20 protein-coding genes are annotated in these 15,969 nt (G+C 71.0%); 13 read left to right on the forward strand and 7 right to left on the reverse strand.

Annotated features, from left to right (window positions below; all coding sequences use genetic code 11):
* The first annotated feature begins 8 nt into the window (after window positions 1-8).
* From ACIPYQ_RS39785 to ACIPYQ_RS39800, 4 genes are all read left to right on the forward strand, one after another.
* Complete coding sequence (locus tag ACIPYQ_RS39785) at window positions 9-740, forward strand: hypothetical protein (protein WP_401259432.1); 732 nt, start codon at window positions 9-11, stop codon at window positions 738-740.
* Window positions 741-1,913: a peptidase M23 gene (locus ACIPYQ_RS39790; RefSeq protein WP_401259433.1), complete on the forward strand. Its 1,173-nt coding sequence runs from the start codon at window positions 741-743 to the stop codon at window positions 1,911-1,913. It begins immediately after the preceding gene.
* 1 nt (window position 1,914) lies between these two features.
* A complete protein-coding gene (locus ACIPYQ_RS39795; RefSeq protein WP_401259434.1) occupies window positions 1,915-2,724 on the forward strand; it encodes a hypothetical protein in 810 nt (269 codons plus the stop codon).
* A gap of 820 nt (window positions 2,725-3,544) precedes the next feature.
* Window positions 3,545-4,069, forward strand: coding sequence for a hypothetical protein (locus tag ACIPYQ_RS39800; protein WP_401259436.1), 525 nt, complete (start codon window positions 3,545-3,547; stop codon window positions 4,067-4,069).
* A 7-nt stretch (window positions 4,070-4,076) separates the two neighbouring features.
* On the opposite strand, the gene ACIPYQ_RS39805 is transcribed toward ACIPYQ_RS39800, so the two are convergent.
* Genes ACIPYQ_RS39805 through ACIPYQ_RS39820 form a run of 4 tightly spaced genes read right to left on the reverse strand, consistent with a single transcriptional unit; the run spans window position 4,077 to window position 5,597 of the window.
* Window positions 4,077-4,571, reverse strand: a complete 495-nt coding sequence (locus ACIPYQ_RS39805; protein ID WP_401259438.1) for a DUF6233 domain-containing protein — start codon at window positions 4,569-4,571, stop codon at window positions 4,077-4,079.
* Window positions 4,572-4,573: 2 nt separating this feature from the next.
* Complete coding sequence (locus tag ACIPYQ_RS39810) at window positions 4,574-4,744, reverse strand: hypothetical protein (protein ID WP_401259440.1); 171 nt, start codon at window positions 4,742-4,744, stop codon at window positions 4,574-4,576.
* The gene (locus ACIPYQ_RS39815) at window positions 4,741-4,992 is read right to left on the reverse strand and encodes a hypothetical protein (protein ID WP_381628660.1); all 252 of its coding nucleotides are present in this window, start codon (window positions 4,990-4,992) and stop codon (window positions 4,741-4,743) included. The genes ACIPYQ_RS39810 and ACIPYQ_RS39815 overlap by 4 nt, the downstream gene beginning before the upstream one ends.
* A gap of 50 nt (window positions 4,993-5,042) precedes the next feature.
* Window positions 5,043-5,597, reverse strand: a complete 555-nt coding sequence (locus ACIPYQ_RS39820; protein WP_401259442.1) for a hypothetical protein — start codon at window positions 5,595-5,597, stop codon at window positions 5,043-5,045.
* 151 nt (window positions 5,598-5,748) lie between these two features.
* Between ACIPYQ_RS39820 and ACIPYQ_RS39825 the strand changes: the two genes are divergently transcribed.
* From ACIPYQ_RS39825 to ACIPYQ_RS39860, 8 genes are all read left to right on the forward strand, one after another.
* Window positions 5,749-6,777 carry an ATP-dependent DNA ligase gene (locus ACIPYQ_RS39825; protein ID WP_401259444.1) on the forward strand — a complete coding sequence of 343 codons (1,029 nt, stop codon included), beginning with the start codon at window positions 5,749-5,751 and terminating at the stop codon, window positions 6,775-6,777.
* 132 nt (window positions 6,778-6,909) lie between these two features.
* Window positions 6,910-7,113, forward strand: a complete 204-nt coding sequence (locus ACIPYQ_RS39830; RefSeq protein WP_401259445.1) for a hypothetical protein — start codon at window positions 6,910-6,912, stop codon at window positions 7,111-7,113.
* 234 nt (window positions 7,114-7,347) lie between these two features.
* Window positions 7,348-8,754 carry a hypothetical protein gene (locus ACIPYQ_RS39835; RefSeq protein WP_401259447.1) on the forward strand — a complete coding sequence of 469 codons (1,407 nt, stop codon included), beginning with the start codon at window positions 7,348-7,350 and terminating at the stop codon, window positions 8,752-8,754.
* A gap of 99 nt (window positions 8,755-8,853) precedes the next feature.
* Window positions 8,854-9,162 (forward strand): DUF6247 family protein, encoded by a 309-nt coding sequence (locus ACIPYQ_RS39840; RefSeq protein ID WP_401259449.1) that lies wholly within the window; start codon window positions 8,854-8,856, stop codon window positions 9,160-9,162.
* Window positions 9,159-9,419 carry a hypothetical protein gene (locus ACIPYQ_RS39845; RefSeq protein ID WP_401259451.1) on the forward strand — a complete coding sequence of 87 codons (261 nt, stop codon included), beginning with the start codon at window positions 9,159-9,161 and terminating at the stop codon, window positions 9,417-9,419. The genes ACIPYQ_RS39840 and ACIPYQ_RS39845 overlap by 4 nt, the downstream gene beginning before the upstream one ends.
* An 80-nt stretch (window positions 9,420-9,499) precedes the next feature.
* Entirely contained in the window at window positions 9,500-9,787 is a 288-nt protein-coding gene (locus ACIPYQ_RS39850; protein ID WP_401259452.1) for a hypothetical protein, read from the forward strand.
* 170 nt (window positions 9,788-9,957) lie between these two features.
* Window positions 9,958-11,526: an acyltransferase gene (locus ACIPYQ_RS39855; RefSeq protein WP_401259453.1), complete on the forward strand. Its 1,569-nt coding sequence runs from the start codon at window positions 9,958-9,960 to the stop codon at window positions 11,524-11,526.
* Window positions 11,526-12,122: a hypothetical protein gene (locus tag ACIPYQ_RS39860; RefSeq protein WP_401259454.1), complete on the forward strand. Its 597-nt coding sequence runs from the start codon at window positions 11,526-11,528 to the stop codon at window positions 12,120-12,122. Before ACIPYQ_RS39855 ends, ACIPYQ_RS39860 begins: the two co-directional genes overlap by 1 nt.
* A 306-nt stretch (window positions 12,123-12,428) precedes the next feature.
* Here the strand turns inward: ACIPYQ_RS39860 and ACIPYQ_RS39865 are convergent, their stop codons facing one another.
* Together ACIPYQ_RS39865 and ACIPYQ_RS39870 are read right to left on the reverse strand one after the other, a co-directional pair.
* A complete protein-coding gene (locus ACIPYQ_RS39865) occupies window positions 12,429-13,076 on the reverse strand; it encodes a hypothetical protein (protein ID WP_401259456.1) in 648 nt (215 codons plus the stop codon).
* 498 nt (window positions 13,077-13,574) lie between these two features.
* Window positions 13,575-14,885, reverse strand: coding sequence for a hypothetical protein (locus ACIPYQ_RS39870; RefSeq protein WP_401259458.1), 1,311 nt, complete (start codon window positions 14,883-14,885; stop codon window positions 13,575-13,577).
* A gap of 286 nt (window positions 14,886-15,171) precedes the next feature.
* Between ACIPYQ_RS39870 and ACIPYQ_RS39875 the strand changes: the two genes are divergently transcribed.
* The gene (locus ACIPYQ_RS39875; protein WP_401259460.1) at window positions 15,172-15,393 is read left to right on the forward strand and encodes a hypothetical protein; all 222 of its coding nucleotides are present in this window, start codon (window positions 15,172-15,174) and stop codon (window positions 15,391-15,393) included.
* 64 nt (window positions 15,394-15,457) lie between these two features.
* Here ACIPYQ_RS39875 and ACIPYQ_RS39880 read toward each other — a convergent pair whose 3' ends face one another.
* Window positions 15,458-15,670: a hypothetical protein gene (locus tag ACIPYQ_RS39880; protein WP_401259461.1), complete on the reverse strand. Its 213-nt coding sequence runs from the start codon at window positions 15,668-15,670 to the stop codon at window positions 15,458-15,460.
* Between the last annotated feature and the right edge of the window lie 299 nt (window positions 15,671-15,969).

Raw genomic sequence — 15,969 nt, forward strand, 5'->3', positions numbered from 1 at the left:
GACAGCCCATGGCCAAGCGCCAACCCGCCGACGATGAGCCGGCTCCCGACTGGCGGGCGCTCCTCGCCGCCCTGCCCGACCAAGACGACGAACCGCCGCCGGGCACGTCCCGCCGGCGGTGGCGCCGTACCCGCCGCCGAGCCGCCCGCCGACAGCGCGCGGCCACCGTCACGGCCGTACGCGCACGCCCCGTGCACCCGGCCGCGCTGCTCCTGGTCGTGCTCCTGGTCCTGGTCCTCGGCGTCCTCGCCCGGTGCGGGGGCGAGCCCGGTCAAGGCGACGACCGCCCACCCGCCGCCGCGCCTTCGGTCACGCGGACGGCCGCGCCCGCCCCGCCGCCGGCCCCGTCCGTCCCGGCCGACACCGAGCCGGACGACGTCGCCGCGGCATGGACGCGCGCCTACCTCAGCCGTGACCCGTTGACGGATCAGACGCACCGGGCCAGCGTCCGCCGAGCGGCCGCGTGGGCGACGGAGGACCTCACCCGCAACCTCACCGAGCACACCCCGGCCGGGTGGGGGCGACAGGTCAGCCGCGGGGAGGCCACCCGCGTAACCGACGTCGCCGTCCGCCCGGCCGGCACCGACCTGCCCCCCGACAACGCGGCCCAGGTCTGGCGGCTCGCCGCCGCCGAGGTGGACGTGGCTGGGGACGAGACCAGCCGGCGCACGGACACGCTGCGGGTGGAACTCACGCGCACCACCGCCGGGTGGCGGGTATCTCGCGTGCTGGGGGTCTGAGTGGATGTCCGCGACGTCGCCGAGGCCGCCGCCACCCGGGCCTCCGCACCCTTCCTCGCCAAGGCAGGCTGCATCGGCGTGGCCCTTGCGCTGATCGGCATGCTCGGCCTCGGCGCCACCACTCTGATCGCCGGAGCAGCGAAGAAGGCCGCCGACGGAAAGAACAGCGGCAGCGGCGGGTGCGAATCTCCCGGCCTCCCCAACATGAACCCCGGGAAGGTTCCAGCCGCCATCCTCGCCCAGCAGATCTATCACGCGAAAATCATTGACGAAGTGGCGCAGAAAAGGGGCCTTCCCGGCCGGGCCTCGCTGATTGCGCTCATGACTGCTCTACAGGAAAGCGGCCTCCAAAACCTGAATCACGGCGACCGAGATTCGCTCGGCCTGTTCCAGCAACGTCCCTCGCAGGGCTGGGGAACCCCGGCAGAAATCACCAACCCGCCTGTATCCGCGGGTCTGTTCTTCGGCGGGAACAAAGGCCGCCCGCCCGGGTTGGTCGATATCCCGGCGTGGCCGATGCTGGATCCCGGACGCGCGGCACAGCGGGTACAGCTCTCCGCCCATCCCGAGCTGTACGCCACCCGCCGAGGCCAGGCCGAAGGTGTCGCCCGGAACGCCGGCATCAACCTGGAGCGGCTCGGATCCGTGACAGGTCAGCTCCCGGAGTGGGCGCAGCCGACCGCCCCGGGCGAGACGTCACCGGGAGAGTGCACGCCCACCGGCGAGACGCCTGCCGGAGCACCCTTCCATGACGCCGCCTCCGACTGGCCCGAGGAGGTGCGGAACCGCCGCAGCACAGCAGCCGCGATCGCATGGGCGAAAGAGCAACCTGCCCTGAATCAGAAAATCTGGTACCGGCGTTGTCTCGAATTCGCTGCACGAGTCCACGGATGGCGAGCCGCAGGCGTCACCTCGGCGATCACCCACTATCACGTCATGCCTGCCCACATGAAGCACCCGGGATCACGCGATGTTCCACCCGGCGCACTCATGTACTGGGTGACAGGAAATCCCCATGGGCATGTATCGGTATACCTCGGCGACGGAATGATCATCAGTAACGATGTGGCTCGACCCGGATACGTCGACGTAATCCCTGCATCGGATATCGAATCCAAATGGGGCGGCCGCTATGTTGGTTGGGCGCCCCCCTATTTCCCGAAAGGGGCATGAGATGCACAACCCGGGCAACGTCCCTGCGACGCCGGTGTACGCGCTGATGATCCGTTCCGACGAGGAACACGGGCTCGCCCTCACCCTGGATGGGGAGCAGATCGCCACCGGCTCCGACATCACGGCCTTGCGCGCAGGAGGGCTGTCTGAGCTGCGCGTTCGGGCGGCCCTGGCGGGGCGGCCCGTACGCGCCCGCGCCGTCGAGTCGGCTTCCCCCATCCCCTGGAACATGATCGTCTGCCCGGACGGAACCGTGCTCGACGTCGCCGAGCACCCCGCAGCCCCCGCCCCCGTGGAAGGACGCCCCGCACCACCCGCGCCCCCGACCCCCGCCATCGCCACGGCTCCCCCCGCCCTGGCCGTCCTGCCCGCGCTCCTCGAATCCGACGCGTACCGGGAGATGTGGGCGGCAGTGTGGGCCGCGCACGCGGAAGGGGACCTGCCCACCGCGGTCGCCCTCGCCTACAAGCTGGAGACCGCCCTGGCCGGCTGGTTCGGCGAGGACGCCGCCACCGTCACCGTGCTGACCGCCCGGGCCTGGCTCACCCTCTGCCAGCGCACCGACTGGTACGGGACCACGGAGCTGCTCATCACGACCGCCTTGCGCTGCCAGGCGGCCCGCTACCGCCCGGAGGCCGACACGATCCGTACGGCCCGCAACGCTCATGCCTGTTGGCACCGGCTCAGGAGCGAGGATCGGGAGGCCGCCGCTGACCTCGCGGGTCCGTTGGCGGACATGCTCGCCATCCTCGGCGAGGACGACAGGCGCCGGGACGTCTTGCAGGATGCCAGCGCGGTGTCCTCGACCTGACGGTGAGCCCAGGAATCCGGGCCTGGGGCGCGCCCTCGGTAGAGCGACGACGACTTTCAGCCAATCTGACCGTACTCAATCCTTGCCAATCCTTGCCAATCCTTGCGGATCTTAGTCAAAGTTAGTCAATCCTTCGCGTGTATCCCCCGAGTGACCTGGCCTTTTCTATTTTCAGCCGCTGGAGCCAGGCGTAATCTCCGGCCTGTTCGTTCGGCCTGCCATAGTTGGCGAGGAAAGGAATTCAGGCCGCATTGAGACAAGTGATCACCAAACCGGGGGAAGAGTGATGCAAATCACGGCGGTGCATTCTGGCTACGCCAGGATGCGTTATCGCTACGCTCTCGCGCTGTTTGGCTACGTCCAGGTGAACTTCGACGCGCTTCCGGTCGGCTCGTGTCGTTTCAAGTCAGCTGGCACCCGCGGTCGTTGTAGCGCTGCACCGATACACTCCTGACAACGCAAAAGGAGCCCTCGACCCCGACAACGGTTACCAGGCCACTGGTCGGGAGGGCTCCTTGCGCGGCACCCCAACAGTGAGAAAGGGAACCTATGGAAGAGAGTAGCAGCGCCACCCTGGACACGCGGAGGGGGAGGGCAAAGGCCCACCTGCGCAAATGGCGCGATGTGCATGGACGTATTGTCCAACGCCAGCTCATCCGAGGGGCTTCGTACAGTCTCGGGAGCGGTGCGGTAAGTGTGCTCCTAATGTGGTTCACCGCACGGCGGTAATGCGCAGCATCCCCGGTACGAACGTTTGTGTCGGGGATGCCAGCCCTACCCAGCCTGGTGACCTTTCGATCGAAGGCCCGGTTGAGCGGTCATGCGAAGGACGATCTATGCGGTGGGGGCGGTGCTGGCTGCGGCAGCGGTAGCGGTCCCCGCCGTTGCTACGGCTGCCCCGGCCTACAAGTGCGCCAGCAGCACGAAGGACATTGACGACACGAGCTATGACGGTCCGTGGCCGGACAACTGGAAGGTGACGGTGCGGACGTGCGCGGCCCGGTCCGGGGGCACCGTGTACGCGTACGCCGAAGTGCGCTGGGATGGGGCGAGCTTCTACCCCGTGGACGACCCGACGATTTTCGACGGGGCCAAGCTGCGGGTGCAGATCAAACAATCCCGCGAGGGCACCGACCCCGTGGTGGCCGAGCGAGACTTTCCCCAGCTCGAGGATCGGCTGGAGGACAGCACCTCCAGCGGGGTGCGCACCGGCACCTACCGGACCGCGACCATCAGCCACCGGGCCGGCGCGGCCGCGCTCGGCGATTCGGTGCTGTTCCTGGACTGGCACGGCGACGGACACGGCTACCAACGCCACGACTACACCGCGTCCCCGACCGTCTGACCTGTGATCAGTCGCCGGTGGCGGGCATGTCGTTCTGGCCGTGGGCGAGGATCGGCAGCAGTGCCTCGGCGGCGTCGCACACGGTGCATGCCGTCGTGCCGGGGCGTGCGAGTGCGTCGAGCGCCTGCATCGTGCCCAGTGGGTGCGCGCGGTCGGTGGCGTTCCGGCAGCCTTCGGCGTGGACGGTGGCAGGCCGCCCGTGGGCGCGGCCGTCGAGCAGCCACGCCCACCGGGTCGGCGTCGAGGTGTGGGCACGGGGGTGGGCGGGGATACGGCCGAGGTCGACCCCGGGCAGCGGCCGCAGCTGTGCGGCGGTGACCCACGTGCCGTACTCGGCCGGCTCGACGCCGCCCCCGGCGGCCGTCTGCCACAGGGGAACACCTATGCGATACATCCATAGGCCGGAGTCGAGCTGCTGTCGCTCGTAGAGCCGTACCCGCTCGATGGCCTGCCCGTCAGGGAGGACCAAAGTGATCGGGGCCGACGGAGAAGCGTCGGACACGGTCAGGAGCGGGCCAGCAGCTCTTGCCGGGCCTGCTTGCAGGGCACACAGAGCGGTGACGCCGGAGCGCCGTACCGGGCGCAGGGAGATCCGCACCGGGCGCAGGGGCCGGTCTGGCTGGGCGCCCAGGTGGCGACCTGCGGGCGGGGCTTGGCGGTGGTCTGCTCGCTCATGCTGCTGCCTCCCCTTCCGCCGGGGCGGAGGTGTGGGTGCGGGCGGCGCGCCGCAGCTCGACGCCGCCGGCCCGCCAGGCGGCGGGGGCCGCCCAGTAGGGGTGGGTGCACAAGGTTCCGGAGAGGGCGATCAGCCGGCGCCGCAGCACGGTCGTACCGGCCCCGGCCTGCGCAAGCTCGGCGTACGTCTGCTGCCACGCCCTTTCGAGCGTGATCAGGTCCTCGGGGAAACGGAACGGTGGTCTCACACCCCTAGTGAAACACGTGTTCGATTTTCTCCGCGAGCGCCACGCACCGGTCATCGGCCGTAGGTCTGGTGGCAGAGCGCGGCCACGGCGGGGCTGGTGACGCCGTGCGCGGCGCGGCACAGCTCCGTCATGTCCGCGGGCCCCGCCCCTGGGGCGCGTACCGGGCGGTGTGGTGCGGGCGTGCGGCTCGGCCCCTTCGCCTTCCTGGGCTTGGGCTTGGCGGCGGGGCGCACGGCGGGCCGCTGGAGCGGGGGCGTTCGGCGCGGCCGTACCGGGCCTTCGGCCCTGCGCTCGGGAGCCCGCCGGGCGGGCTGAGTCTCGGCGGCCGCCTCGCGGGCCGCGGGCGCAGGACGGGCCGGCGCGGGAACACGGCCGGCCTCCGGAACGGCGCCGGCCGAAGGGGCCGCAGACTCGGGCATGGGCGAGAGGGGCAGGGCCGCTTCCGTGTCCGGCCGTGCGCGCCGGGGGTCGACGGGGTGCTTGTGGTCTTCCGGGACCGTGACGGCCGAGGCCCCGGCGGGCCGGGCGGGTGCGGGGTGGACGGTGACGCATCCCGGGGCCGCGAGCAGCGCGACAAGGAGTAGAGGCAGGGACCAGCGACGCATGCCGCCACCGTGCCGCACACGCCCCGCAGGGCGCCTTAGACGGGCCCGCTGCGCCCCTCGGATGGATGATGCGACGGCCGTCCTGCAGGGCCGCCTCCGGCTGGTCTGGCGGACCCTGGAAGAGGGGCCGACAAGCCGCGAGGGAGGCCACGTGACGCTCAGACCGCCGGTGGAGCCGATGCTGGCGCAGGCCGCGGAAGCCGTGCCGGGCCCGGCGGCACTGCGGGCGGGGGTGGCGTACGAGCAGAAGCTGGACGGTCACCGGGCGCTGCTGTTCACCGCGGCCGGCCCGGGCGGCACGGTGCTGTTGCAGACTCGCCGCGGAGCGCTGGTACAGGACCGATGGCCGGACCTGGTGGCGGCCGCCGAGGCACAGTTGCCGCACGGCCTGGTCCTCGACGGCGAACTGGTCGTCTGGGACACCGAGGCCGGCCGGTTGTCCTTCGAGGCGTTGCAGCGCCGGGCCGCCACCCGCGCCCGCGGCGCCGCCGGCCTCGCCGCCCGGTGGCCGGCCTACTTCGTCGCCTTCGACCTCTTGCAGCACGACGGCGAGGAGCTTTTGAGGCGCCCGTACGTCGAGCGGCGCGCACTGCTGGAGAACCTGTTCTCCGAGCACGCCCTGACGGCCCCGTGGACGCTCTGCCCGATGACGACGGACCTGGCCAGGGCGCGGGAATGGCTGGAGTCCTGGACGGACGTGTCCGGCGTGGAGGGGATCCTGATCAAGCCCCTGAACGGCCGCTATCTGCCCGGATACCGGGGATGGACCAAGATCAGAAGGCGGGACACCACGGAGACGATCGTCGGCGCGATCACCGGCACCCTGACCCGCCCGCAACTCCTCGTCCTCGGCCGCCACGACCAGAACGGCCGACTGCGCGCCGTCGGCCGGACCGTACCGCTGCGCCCGGACGCCGCGCGGCAGGTTGCCGAGCATCTCACCGCGGCCGCGCCCGGGCACCCGTGGACGGGCGCGAAGTTCTCGGCGACGTGGGGGAGCCGCGACGTCCTCGACACCACCCTCGTCCACCCCGCCCTGGTCGCCGAAGTCAGCGCCGACCGCGCCATCGACCACGGCGGCATCTACCGCCACCCACTCCGGTTCCAACGGCTGCGCCTGGACGTGACCACGGAGGACGTTCCGCGCTTTGGGGCGGACCCGACCGCAGCAGCCGGCTGACCACGCGAACATCCTTCGTGTAACGGGAAATTTCGGATGACTTTGAAGAGGGGTGCTGTGTTCCTGGCGGTGAGCGCTCCAAAGGGGTGAGGCAGGGCCGATGGGGTTCTGGCCGCGGAAGGACGCAGGTTCATGAAGAAGATCACCCGCTGGTACACCCCCGCAGACGTCGACGGATACACGAAGCCGTTCCTCAGTTCCGAGCCCCCGGGCGCGGTGGTCTCCGTGCCGCTGCCCGGGCGAGGCGTGGTGCGGCTCCGGCTGACGGAGACCCGCCTGCACGGGCCGTACGAGGGCACCTACGGCGCGGAGCGGGAGCGGACCGACTACCTGTAGGCCGTCCGAGGGAGGAGCGGGGGCCGCGATGGTGGCCCCCGCTCCCGTCTGCCCGGGGCCGGTTCGCCTCCCCCGCAGGGGTGAATTTCGCCCTCGCGTACGCGTAGGCGGCTTGTGCGGTGCGCCTCCAACTCGCCCTGAAATCAGGACTATTGACAGCAAGCGGGATCTTTCGGCATGTTTCGGGCGCGGCTTGGTCGTCGGGCTGCTCGTGTGCGGATTGGAGTGGGGTTCATGGTGCGTTCGGTGCGTGAGGTGTTCGACGAGGGGCAGGCGGCGGGCCGGCTGCGGGTGCCGGTTGCGGCGTGGCGGTGGGCGACGGGTTCGGGTCTGGTCCCGGCCGCGGACGTCGGACCGGGCCGGTGGTCGCAGGCGGTGGTGGAGGCCGCCGACCCGGAAGCGGTCCGCGCTGCGCTGCGGGGGATCGAGGCCGGGGTGGCGGCGGACCGGCTGACGGAGGCCCTGGGGGTGCCGCTCCCGATCCTTCGGCCGCGGGTGACCGCATCGGCGGTCGGCCACCTCGTCAAGGCTGGCCTCCTGGTCTACCTCGGCGGGGAGCCCCAGTTCCCCGTCGTCCATCCGGAGCAGGTGGCCGCGCTCTGCCGCCGCCGGGACCTGCCCGCCCTTCTTGACAGGCACGTGCCCCTCGGCCCGGACCAGGCCGCGGTGCGCCTGGGCGTGCGCCGTACCGACTTCGACCAGGTGGTGCGGCTCGGGTGGCTGGCCCCGATCGGCTCCGTGGACATCGACTACAAGCGGCAGGGCGGGGTGACCACGGTCCCTCTGTACGACGCCCAGGAGATCGCGCTGCTGGAGGTGGTTCGCCCCTGCGTGGACTGGCGGGCGGTGCGCACCGTCGCGGCGGGCCGTCGCTCCCCGCTCGCTGCGCTGGACCCGTCCCCGGGGTGGGAGCGGGTGTTGTTGGCGGAGGTGGCGCGGATTGCCAGGGTGGGCCGGGCCGCGGTGGTGAACTGGCGCCGCCGGCACCCCGACTTCCCCGAGCCGGTGGCCGGTACGGACGTGCACCCGCAGTTCGACCGCCGCGCGGTCGTGGCCTGGCTCCTCGCCCACGACAAGATCGGCGTACCCACGGGGCCGACGATCGCCGCCCTGGTGCTGGCCGGGCCCGGAGGCGCCTCGCACCGGTTCCGCCTCGATGACCCGTGGCTGTCCCTGGCCGACGACGCGGCCGGCGAAGACACGTTGTCCGGCTGGTCCACCGACGAGGACGCCGACGCACTGGCAGCCCTGGCGGCCGGGACGCTCGGAGCGTCGCTGCGCCGGCTGACCGCGCCCGGTACCGGCCCGCTGGCGGTGCCGGGGGAGGTGCGGGTGATCGACAGGTTCCGGTCGGGATCGGGGGGCCTGCGCCTGACACTGGCGTGGCCGGCCGGCCTGCGCGGCACCGCCGGGTCAGGGCCGGCGGGCGGGGTGGTCCGCCACGGGATCGCGTACGTGGGTCCGGGCGGGACCTGCGTCTGCGCGCGGCACGACTGCGGCGGCGTGGTGCCCGTCTCCTGGTGCGCCGAGCACGGCGACGCGGTGGCGCGGGTGTTGGAGTGGCACCCCGGCGGCGGGATCCGCTGCACCGACCTGTCCCGGTCACGCGGCCTTGCGGCCGTCGCTGGGCGGGCAGACTGACCGTCAGCCGGGTCCGGGCTGCGGCATCCATCAGAACCTCCACGGCCTAGGCCACGGCGTTCTACCGTGGCCGGTAGCACCCGCCGCCAGGAGGAGCCGATGAGCGCCCAGCCCGACCACACACCCGCCGCCCCGTACGCGCCCGCGCCTGGGGCGCCGGCCGAACTCCTCGACCAGCTCCGGGCCGACCGCCGCGCCGGGACGTGGGTGCCAGCCTTCGAGCGGGAGTGGACGGCGGCGTTGGAGGAGTCGCGCCGGACGTTCTCCTTGAACACCCTCTACGAGGTCGTGCACGTCTGGCAGGCCCGACTCGTCTCCGCCCCCGCGGTCGACGCGTTCACCGCTTCCGGCCACGACGAGAGCGGGTTCGTGGACATGGCCGAGCTCCGCGGCCGGCGGCGCCGGTGAGCCTGCCCCCGTACGCGGTCCGCCTCTCCACCCCGGCCGCGAAGGTCCTCGCCGAACTCCCCGAGCACGCCGAAGAGACGGTGTGGGACCTGCTCGACGCCGCCGCGGCCGGCCCGTGGGGTTTTCGCCAGTGGGACCCCGACGACCCCGAAGGCGAAGACGTACGGATCGCGTCCGCCGGCCAGCTGTCCGTCATCTACTTCGCCAACCGGCCACTGCGGCATCTGTCCGTACTGGACATCGTCTGGCTCGGCTAGATCCTGCCCGCCGTGCCGACACAGCCGGGCCGGTGCGACGGCGTGCGCCGTGACCCCGCCGCGTTGGGCATGGCATGGAGATGGTGGAGCAACTGCCGTTCGGGATGCGCCCCCCGGTCGCGGTGACGTACGTCCGGTGCGCGCAGTGCGGAGCGATGGGTGAACTCGTCCTCGAGGGCGGGCGGCTGGACTTGGCACTGGCCCGGGCCGGGACGCATGTCCGCGAGATGCACCCGGGCGTGAACGTCCCCGAGGCGCTCCGGCTCGTGCCCGATGTGGCCTACCCGCCCGCGGACTGTGCCGACGTCGCCGAGTGGGTCACGCAGTACAACGCCCGGAACGGGATGGAGGCCTGGGGCCCGCGGTAGCGCCGGAGCCGGCCCGCGTCCTGGCGTGGGGAGGGCGGTGTGCTCCTGGTGCTCGCCGTCGTACGTCGCCGCCGGCGGTCAGCGACGCTCGAATCATGATCACCCTGCAAACGCTACCTCTTTACGCATGCTGTATGCGAAATCAGTATCACGCATGCTAGAGTTGCATCATGATGGGTGTTGAGGATCTCCTCAGGCTCACGGTTGCAGCGCTGATGACGCGCACCGGTGAGCGCCAGAACGACCTCGCCGACGGCCTCGGCCTGTCCCAAGCGCAGGTTTCACGCAAACAGGGCAACCGACAGCACTGGTCGTTGGAGGACGTTGACCGGCTCGCCGAGCACTTCGGTCTGCATTTCCTGGACCTGCTGGCCGGCCCCACGCACGCGGTCGGCGTGCTCCACGGCTCGATTCCTGCCCTGCGCCCTGCGGACGCCGTGGCTCCTGCGGCCGTCGCGCAGCCGGCCCCCGCCGCCCTGTTCCCCGCCGAGCCGGCCGCCGCCGTGCCCGCCCCCGCCCCCGCGGCACCGACGGGGCTGTGCGTGCTGTGCGGGCAGCCGTGCAGCGGCGAGATCGACGGGTTCCCGCAACACTTCAGCGCCGAGGAGTGCGCGGCCGCCGTAGCCGCCGCGAACCCCGCCCCCGCTGCTGCCCCTGCTGCTGCCTCGGCGCCCCCGGCGGAAGCGCCGATCGTGCTGCCGCCCCAGCCCGAGCCGCCGCCTGCTGCGCCTGCGGAGCCGGCGCCGGAGCCCCAGGCCCCGGCGAGGCCGCGGAGCCCGCGTACGTACGCCTCAGACGACCTGATCGGCCAGATCACCGGCCGTGTCCACGACGTTCTCGCCGAGCACGCCGGCGACGTCGACGCCGCGCAGGCCGCACTGATCAAGGCCGCGATCCCGGACGTGATGGCGCTGCTGAAGGCCTCCCGGGTCGGCGGCCGGTACGAGCACTCCGAGTTCCCGCCCACCGCTGAGATCCTGCGGAAGCGGTCCCAGAAGGGCGCAGACGAGATCTGGGAAGGCCGCCCGAAGTGGCGCAACGCCTCGGCCCTGGCGGCGGCGAAAGCCGGCGCGCAGCTCGATGTCACGGCCCTGGACATGAACGCCGCGTACCTGTCCGCCCTCAAGTGCTGGCTGCCGATCGGTCAGCTCCGCGAGGACACCAGCGGTGTCCACGACCCGAAGAAATCCGGTGTCCACCTCATCACCCCGGCGGACTGGGAACACGCAGACCGGCCCAACCCCTTGGGTAACCGGATGGAGCCGGGGCAGTTGTGGGTCAGCGAATCAACCCTCCGCCTCCTCCTCGACTGCGCCCGCGAAGGTCTCGCCGACGCCCCGACCATTCACCGCTCACTCGTCTCCGGAGCAACCGAGGGCCTGCTGGAGAAACTGCGCCGCGCGCTGGCTGAAACGCGGAAAACCGCAATTGCCGAAGGCGACGAACTGACCGTGAACTACGTGAAAGCCATGTACTCTAAATTGGTGTCCACGGTGGGCGAATCGACCGCGAACCGTGAACTGCGCCGGCCGGACTGGATGCACATCATCCGCGCAAAAGCGTTCGCGAATCTGTGGATGAAGGCAAATAAGGCCCACAAGGCGGGGCTTCAGGTCGTGGAGATTTCCGGTACGGATGAACTGCACGTCGTGGGTGACTGGCGTTCGGTGTTTTCCGAGGGCCGGGACCTGAACCAGGTGAAGGAAAAGAACACCTACCTTCTGGGGGGTAAGCGCTGATGGCCGGATCCGAGGACCTGTGGGCCCGCTGGGGCGACTGGCGCAAGCACGACGCCCGGGGCATGAAGGGCGGCGAGGCCCTGATCCTGGAGCTCAACCGGATCGTCCACTCCTCCGGCATCACCTCGCCGGTCACGTCCCGCCGCGGCCTCGCCGCCCGCCTGCGCTACCTCGACAGCGCGGCCGGCCGCGAGGCACTGGCCGAACAGGGCGTCACGGCCCGCTCCCTGCGCTCCTGGACGCGCGGCAAGGCCACACCCTCCCCCGCGAGCCGGGAGCGGATCGACGCCGCGTACTGGGAGCGCCGGCGCGAGAACCTGATCCGCTCCGGCTGGCTCGTCCGCCACCTCGACAACGACGGCCGCGGCAGCCGCATGGAGATCTACCCCGTCGACCAGAGCAACGTCGACGCCAAGTACAGCCGCCCCCTCAGCGACCGCTCCATCACCGTCCGGTACATCTGGCCCGACCTGGTCAGCGCGTGGGCCGCCCGGGACGAGGCGATGGTGGACGAGATCTGGGACGACGTCATCACCGACCTCGACTCCGACTACGCCGCGTACGCCTACGTCTCCTCCGTCGGCATCGGAGCCTGACCATCCGGCTTCCCCGCAACTGCGCCCCCGTCCAGCAGGCCGGAGCGTAGCTGCGCGTGGGCGTCGTGTTGTGCCGGCCGTCCCCTCTTCCGGTGGTCCGACCGGGTGGAACGGCACGCTCTCCCGAGCAAAGCGGACTCCGTCCCCCCGCCTGTCGACTAGAGATCACAGACGGCCTACGCTGCGTCGGTGCTGCACCAGCCCTGGATGCGTCTGGGCTCCCGCCCAGCACCCGCACCTCATGTGACAGAGCCGCGATGGTGATGTGGTGCGCGGCAGCCCATGCAGGCCTGTCAGTCGAACCGATTAGTGGTGCTGATCGTTCTCGTCGGGCCTCTGTGGCGTTGTTCGCGCGGCCCAGGCGGCGAGGTCGACGCGTGGATCGGGGGACATAGGCCGTGAGCTCTCGCTCAGATCAAGGGCCTTACTGCGCAAGTAGAGGATCACCAGGAGGAGCGGAAGAGACGCAGATAGTGCGGACACGCCAGTGATCGCCCAATCGCCTTGCCCTCCGGTGGTCGACGCTGACCTCGCAACTCCATAAATCAGCGCAGCGTTGAACACTAGGATCGCGAGCCAGTACAGGCTTCGGACCGTGCGCGCGCGTTGCGGCAGGGCCCGCAGGAGAAGAAGCCGGCGCAGTACCGTGGAGGTTTCGCGGCGGCGGTCCGGTAGTTCGGCCTCGAAGGTGCGGACCGACTCGTAGCAGAGGTCCAGCCACTCGGAGGGATTCTGGCGGCTGTCATCTGTAAGGCCGATCTCCTTCTTGGCCTGGATCCAACTGTGGATGAACCGGACCTCCAACCTCGCTTTCTCCAATTGGTGCTGGTAGCGGTGGTCAGCACTCTTGGCCGCACGGCGATCCTTGATAACGAGACCTGCGCCGGCAACCAGACCAGTGATCACAGGAACAGCCATGGGCACAAGAACGTCCTGAATCTCGGGACCGGCCAACCCGATGTCCTTCCGTCAGCATTCAGCGCTCACTGAGGCTTCCTTCGCCCAGCCTCCCAGCCCTGGCCAGCGGCATCACGGAGGACAGGCGTCAGTGGGCGCCCGCATACGCCGTCCGGCCCCCTGACTATCGATGGTGCGTGCGAGGGCTTGGGCGGGCTAACCCACGGACCTGGCGTGGGCGCTGGTGTCGGCATTGAAGGAGGGAGCGAAGCCGGGCCGTTCGCACATGGCCAGGCACATGAGGCTGGCACCGCTCGGTGCCAGCCCTCGCTCATGTCTCCCCCGGACGCGTGTTGCGGCGGACGGATTATGCGGTGGTCGTCTCGCCGTCGTGTGGAGGCTGGGGACTGTCTGCCGCGGGTGCGTCGGGTCCGGGTGGGGTCTGTGATGGCTGGCGGCGGCGTCGCCAGGAGCGGGCAGTCCAGGAGCCGAGTGCGAGGAGGAGGCCTGCGCTGAGGCTACCGAGGAACTCGGGCAGGGCGCTGTCGAAGAGGCTCATGAGCGGCCGCCCGGAAGCCCGGCCGGCCGGCCGGGTGCTGCGGTGTCGCTCCCGTGCCGGAGACTGTGGCGGCGCAGTTCCTCGTCCCGTATACGGCGGGCCTTGCGGCGCACGCGTTCGCCCCATCGGTATGCCGCGTCCTCAGGAGCGCCGGCCAGGAGCGCGGCCTCTTCCCAGTTGTCGACGCCGGCCACGGCGCGGGCGAAGTACACCGCGCGTTCCTCCGGCTTCAGCCGGCGCGCGATGGCTTCGAGGACGGGGTGCGACAGCCCGAAGTTGCCTCCCGGTTCGCTGGCGTGCGAGGACGGGAGAAGGTCGTACAGGGACAAGCCGTCACCGATCGGCAGGTCGAGGGACAGCGTGCGCTGCCCGAGGATCTTGCGGGCGAACAGGGGGGTTTCCAGCCGGCGGTAGGTGCGGGCGAGCTGCACGATCTGCAGCACGATGGCGGGGCCGATGGTGCCACCCTGGTCCAGGGGCTCCGTCCATGTCGCATCCAGGAGCGCGTCGGATATCGCCCGGCTCCAGGCCTGCTGCTTCCGGGGGGACGGAACGAGACCATGCAGGTAGGTGTCGGCGAAAGAGTTGACCGCGTATGTGTTCCCGCGGGCGGCTTCCTGCCGGACTGAAAGCGCGGCCATGGCCGGGGGGATACGGCGGATGATGCTGCGGAGGCAGGATGCGTCGTGGTGCGCGATCGGCAGGCTCAGTGTCTGGGGGAGCGAGGGGAACCCGTCTCGCCGTGTCCGGGGCGTCAGGTCCATCTCGTCCACCATCCACGGTTCCGGAAGTATGTGACTGAACTCCTGCCAGAGACGGCGCCTCTCAAGAAAGGCCTTCTGCCCAGTGGGCGGCTTGCCGCTCGGCGGCAGCGCCCGCCGCAGGCTTCCGTCGTCATGGACTTCCAGGAACATCTCTGCCGTCCTCGCAGTCGCTGCGAGGCGCAGGGTGGGCAACTCGACGTCCAGCCTTTCCTCCCGGTACCAGGGGTGGCGGGATGTGCTGAAGCGTCCTGCCAGGGCGTGCTCGGACCACGGGATGACACGCTGCCGGAGCGGGCGGCCCTCGGCACGCTGGAGCAGCGACGGGAGACGGGCTGCTGAGACAACTTCGTCTCCGCCCGGTCCCGCAGCGCGATGACGACGCGAAGCCGGTGCCTGGGAGGCCGACATCAGGTGCGCCGTCCAAAGCGCATCGGCGATCTCCTCGGCGGAGGGCGACGACAGCGGGCCTAGAGCGGCCTGCATCGCCGCAAGCGAGGTGTTCTGCTTGAAGGGGACGATCTGCTGCTCGGGATCCGTGGTCACGGTCCGGCACCTCCTTTGCCCTGGAAGGTTGCTTCACATCTCCGCCCTGGCAGGGCACTCCACCGACAATAAATCCGAAGCCCGTCACTGTGGTGTGCATCACATAGCGAAGCGAGGCCCTGGCCGAACAGGGCGTCACGGCCCGCTCCCTGCGCTCCTGGACGCGGGGCAATGCCACACCGTCCCCGGCGTCCAGGGAGCGGATCGACGCGGCGTACTGGTGGCACCGGCGGGAGAACCTGATCCGCTCCGGCGCCACCTCGACAACGACGGTCGCGGCAGCCGCATGGAGATCTACCCCGTCGACCAGAGCCACGTCGACGCCAAGTACAGCCGCCCCCTCAGCGACCGCTCCATCACCGTCCGATACTTCTGGCCCGACCTCGTCCACGCCTGGGCCGCCAGGGACGAGGCGATGGTCGACGAGATCTGGGACGACGTCATCACCGACCTCGACTCCGACTACGCCGCCTACGCCTACGTCTCCGGTGTGGGAATCGGAGCCTGACCCTTCTGCGGCTTCGGCCGATGCCCCTGGCCAGCATGACCAGGGGCGCAAGCCGTGGGCGAGGTCAGAGGGCCTGGCCGTGCCCGCTGGGTCCGAGCAGGAGTTCGGCTTCGGCGGGGAAGCGGTCGCAGCCGCCTTCTTCCCCCGCCACGACCACGGTCTCACCCTCAAGGGCGTCGCTCTGCCTGGTGAGGCCTCGCCCCCTGCGCCACCGGCCTTCGTAGCCGATGACATCTCCGCGGCGAAGGAAGTTGGCCGGCTTGCTCGGCAGGCTCATGCCGCCGACCCTACGACTCCCGGCGTCCGGCAACCTGACGCCCGCCCGGATGCTGTTCTGAGCGGGTGACGCAGGATGAGCGTTCCGACGGCTCGACGGCCTGGGGACGGGAGGCCTGCCCGAGCGGGGGTGGCCGCAGGGCTGGGGGCATCCGCTCTGTCAGGCCGACGGGTGGGGGGTGGGGGGGGGGGGCCCCCCCCCCCCCCCCCCCCCCCCCGGGGGGGGGGGGCCCCCCCCCCCCCGGGGGGCGCGCGCGCCGGGGGAGCGCCGCCGCCCGCGGCGGGCGGGGCGCGGGGGCC

It is taken from the genome of Streptomyces sp. NPDC090045 (assembly GCF_044747975.1).
GTDB lineage: Bacteria > Actinomycetota > Actinomycetes > Streptomycetales > Streptomycetaceae > Streptomyces.

Coding starts and splice junctions, on each gene's coding strand:
- ACIPYQ_RS39830 (WP_401259445.1), top strand. CDS start 6,910: ATGAAGAAGATCACCCGCTGGTACACCCCCGCAGACGTCGACGGATAC.
- ACIPYQ_RS39810 (WP_401259440.1), bottom strand. CDS start 4,744: ATGAGCGAGCAGACCACCGCCAAGCCCCGCCCGCAGGTCGCCACCTGG.
- ACIPYQ_RS39795 (WP_401259434.1), top strand. CDS start 1,915: ATGCACAACCCGGGCAACGTCCCTGCGACGCCGGTGTACGCGCTGATG.
- ACIPYQ_RS39800 (WP_401259436.1), top strand. CDS start 3,545: ATGCGAAGGACGATCTATGCGGTGGGGGCGGTGCTGGCTGCGGCAGCG.
- ACIPYQ_RS39880 (WP_401259461.1), bottom strand. CDS start 15,670: ATGAGCCTGCCGAGCAAGCCGGCCAACTTCCTTCGCCGCGGAGATGTC.
- ACIPYQ_RS39840 (WP_401259449.1), top strand. CDS start 8,854: ATGAGCGCCCAGCCCGACCACACACCCGCCGCCCCGTACGCGCCCGCG.
- ACIPYQ_RS39785 (WP_401259432.1), top strand. CDS start 9: ATGGCCAAGCGCCAACCCGCCGACGATGAGCCGGCTCCCGACTGGCGG.
- ACIPYQ_RS39875 (WP_401259460.1), top strand. CDS start 15,172: ATGGAGATCTACCCCGTCGACCAGAGCCACGTCGACGCCAAGTACAGC.
- ACIPYQ_RS39850 (WP_401259452.1), top strand. CDS start 9,500: ATGGTGGAGCAACTGCCGTTCGGGATGCGCCCCCCGGTCGCGGTGACG.
- ACIPYQ_RS39860 (WP_401259454.1), top strand. CDS start 11,526: ATGGCCGGATCCGAGGACCTGTGGGCCCGCTGGGGCGACTGGCGCAAG.
- ACIPYQ_RS39835 (WP_401259447.1), top strand. CDS start 7,348: ATGGTGCGTTCGGTGCGTGAGGTGTTCGACGAGGGGCAGGCGGCGGGC.
- ACIPYQ_RS39855 (WP_401259453.1), top strand. CDS start 9,958: ATGATGGGTGTTGAGGATCTCCTCAGGCTCACGGTTGCAGCGCTGATG.
- ACIPYQ_RS39820 (WP_401259442.1), bottom strand. CDS start 5,597: ATGCGTCGCTGGTCCCTGCCTCTACTCCTTGTCGCGCTGCTCGCGGCC.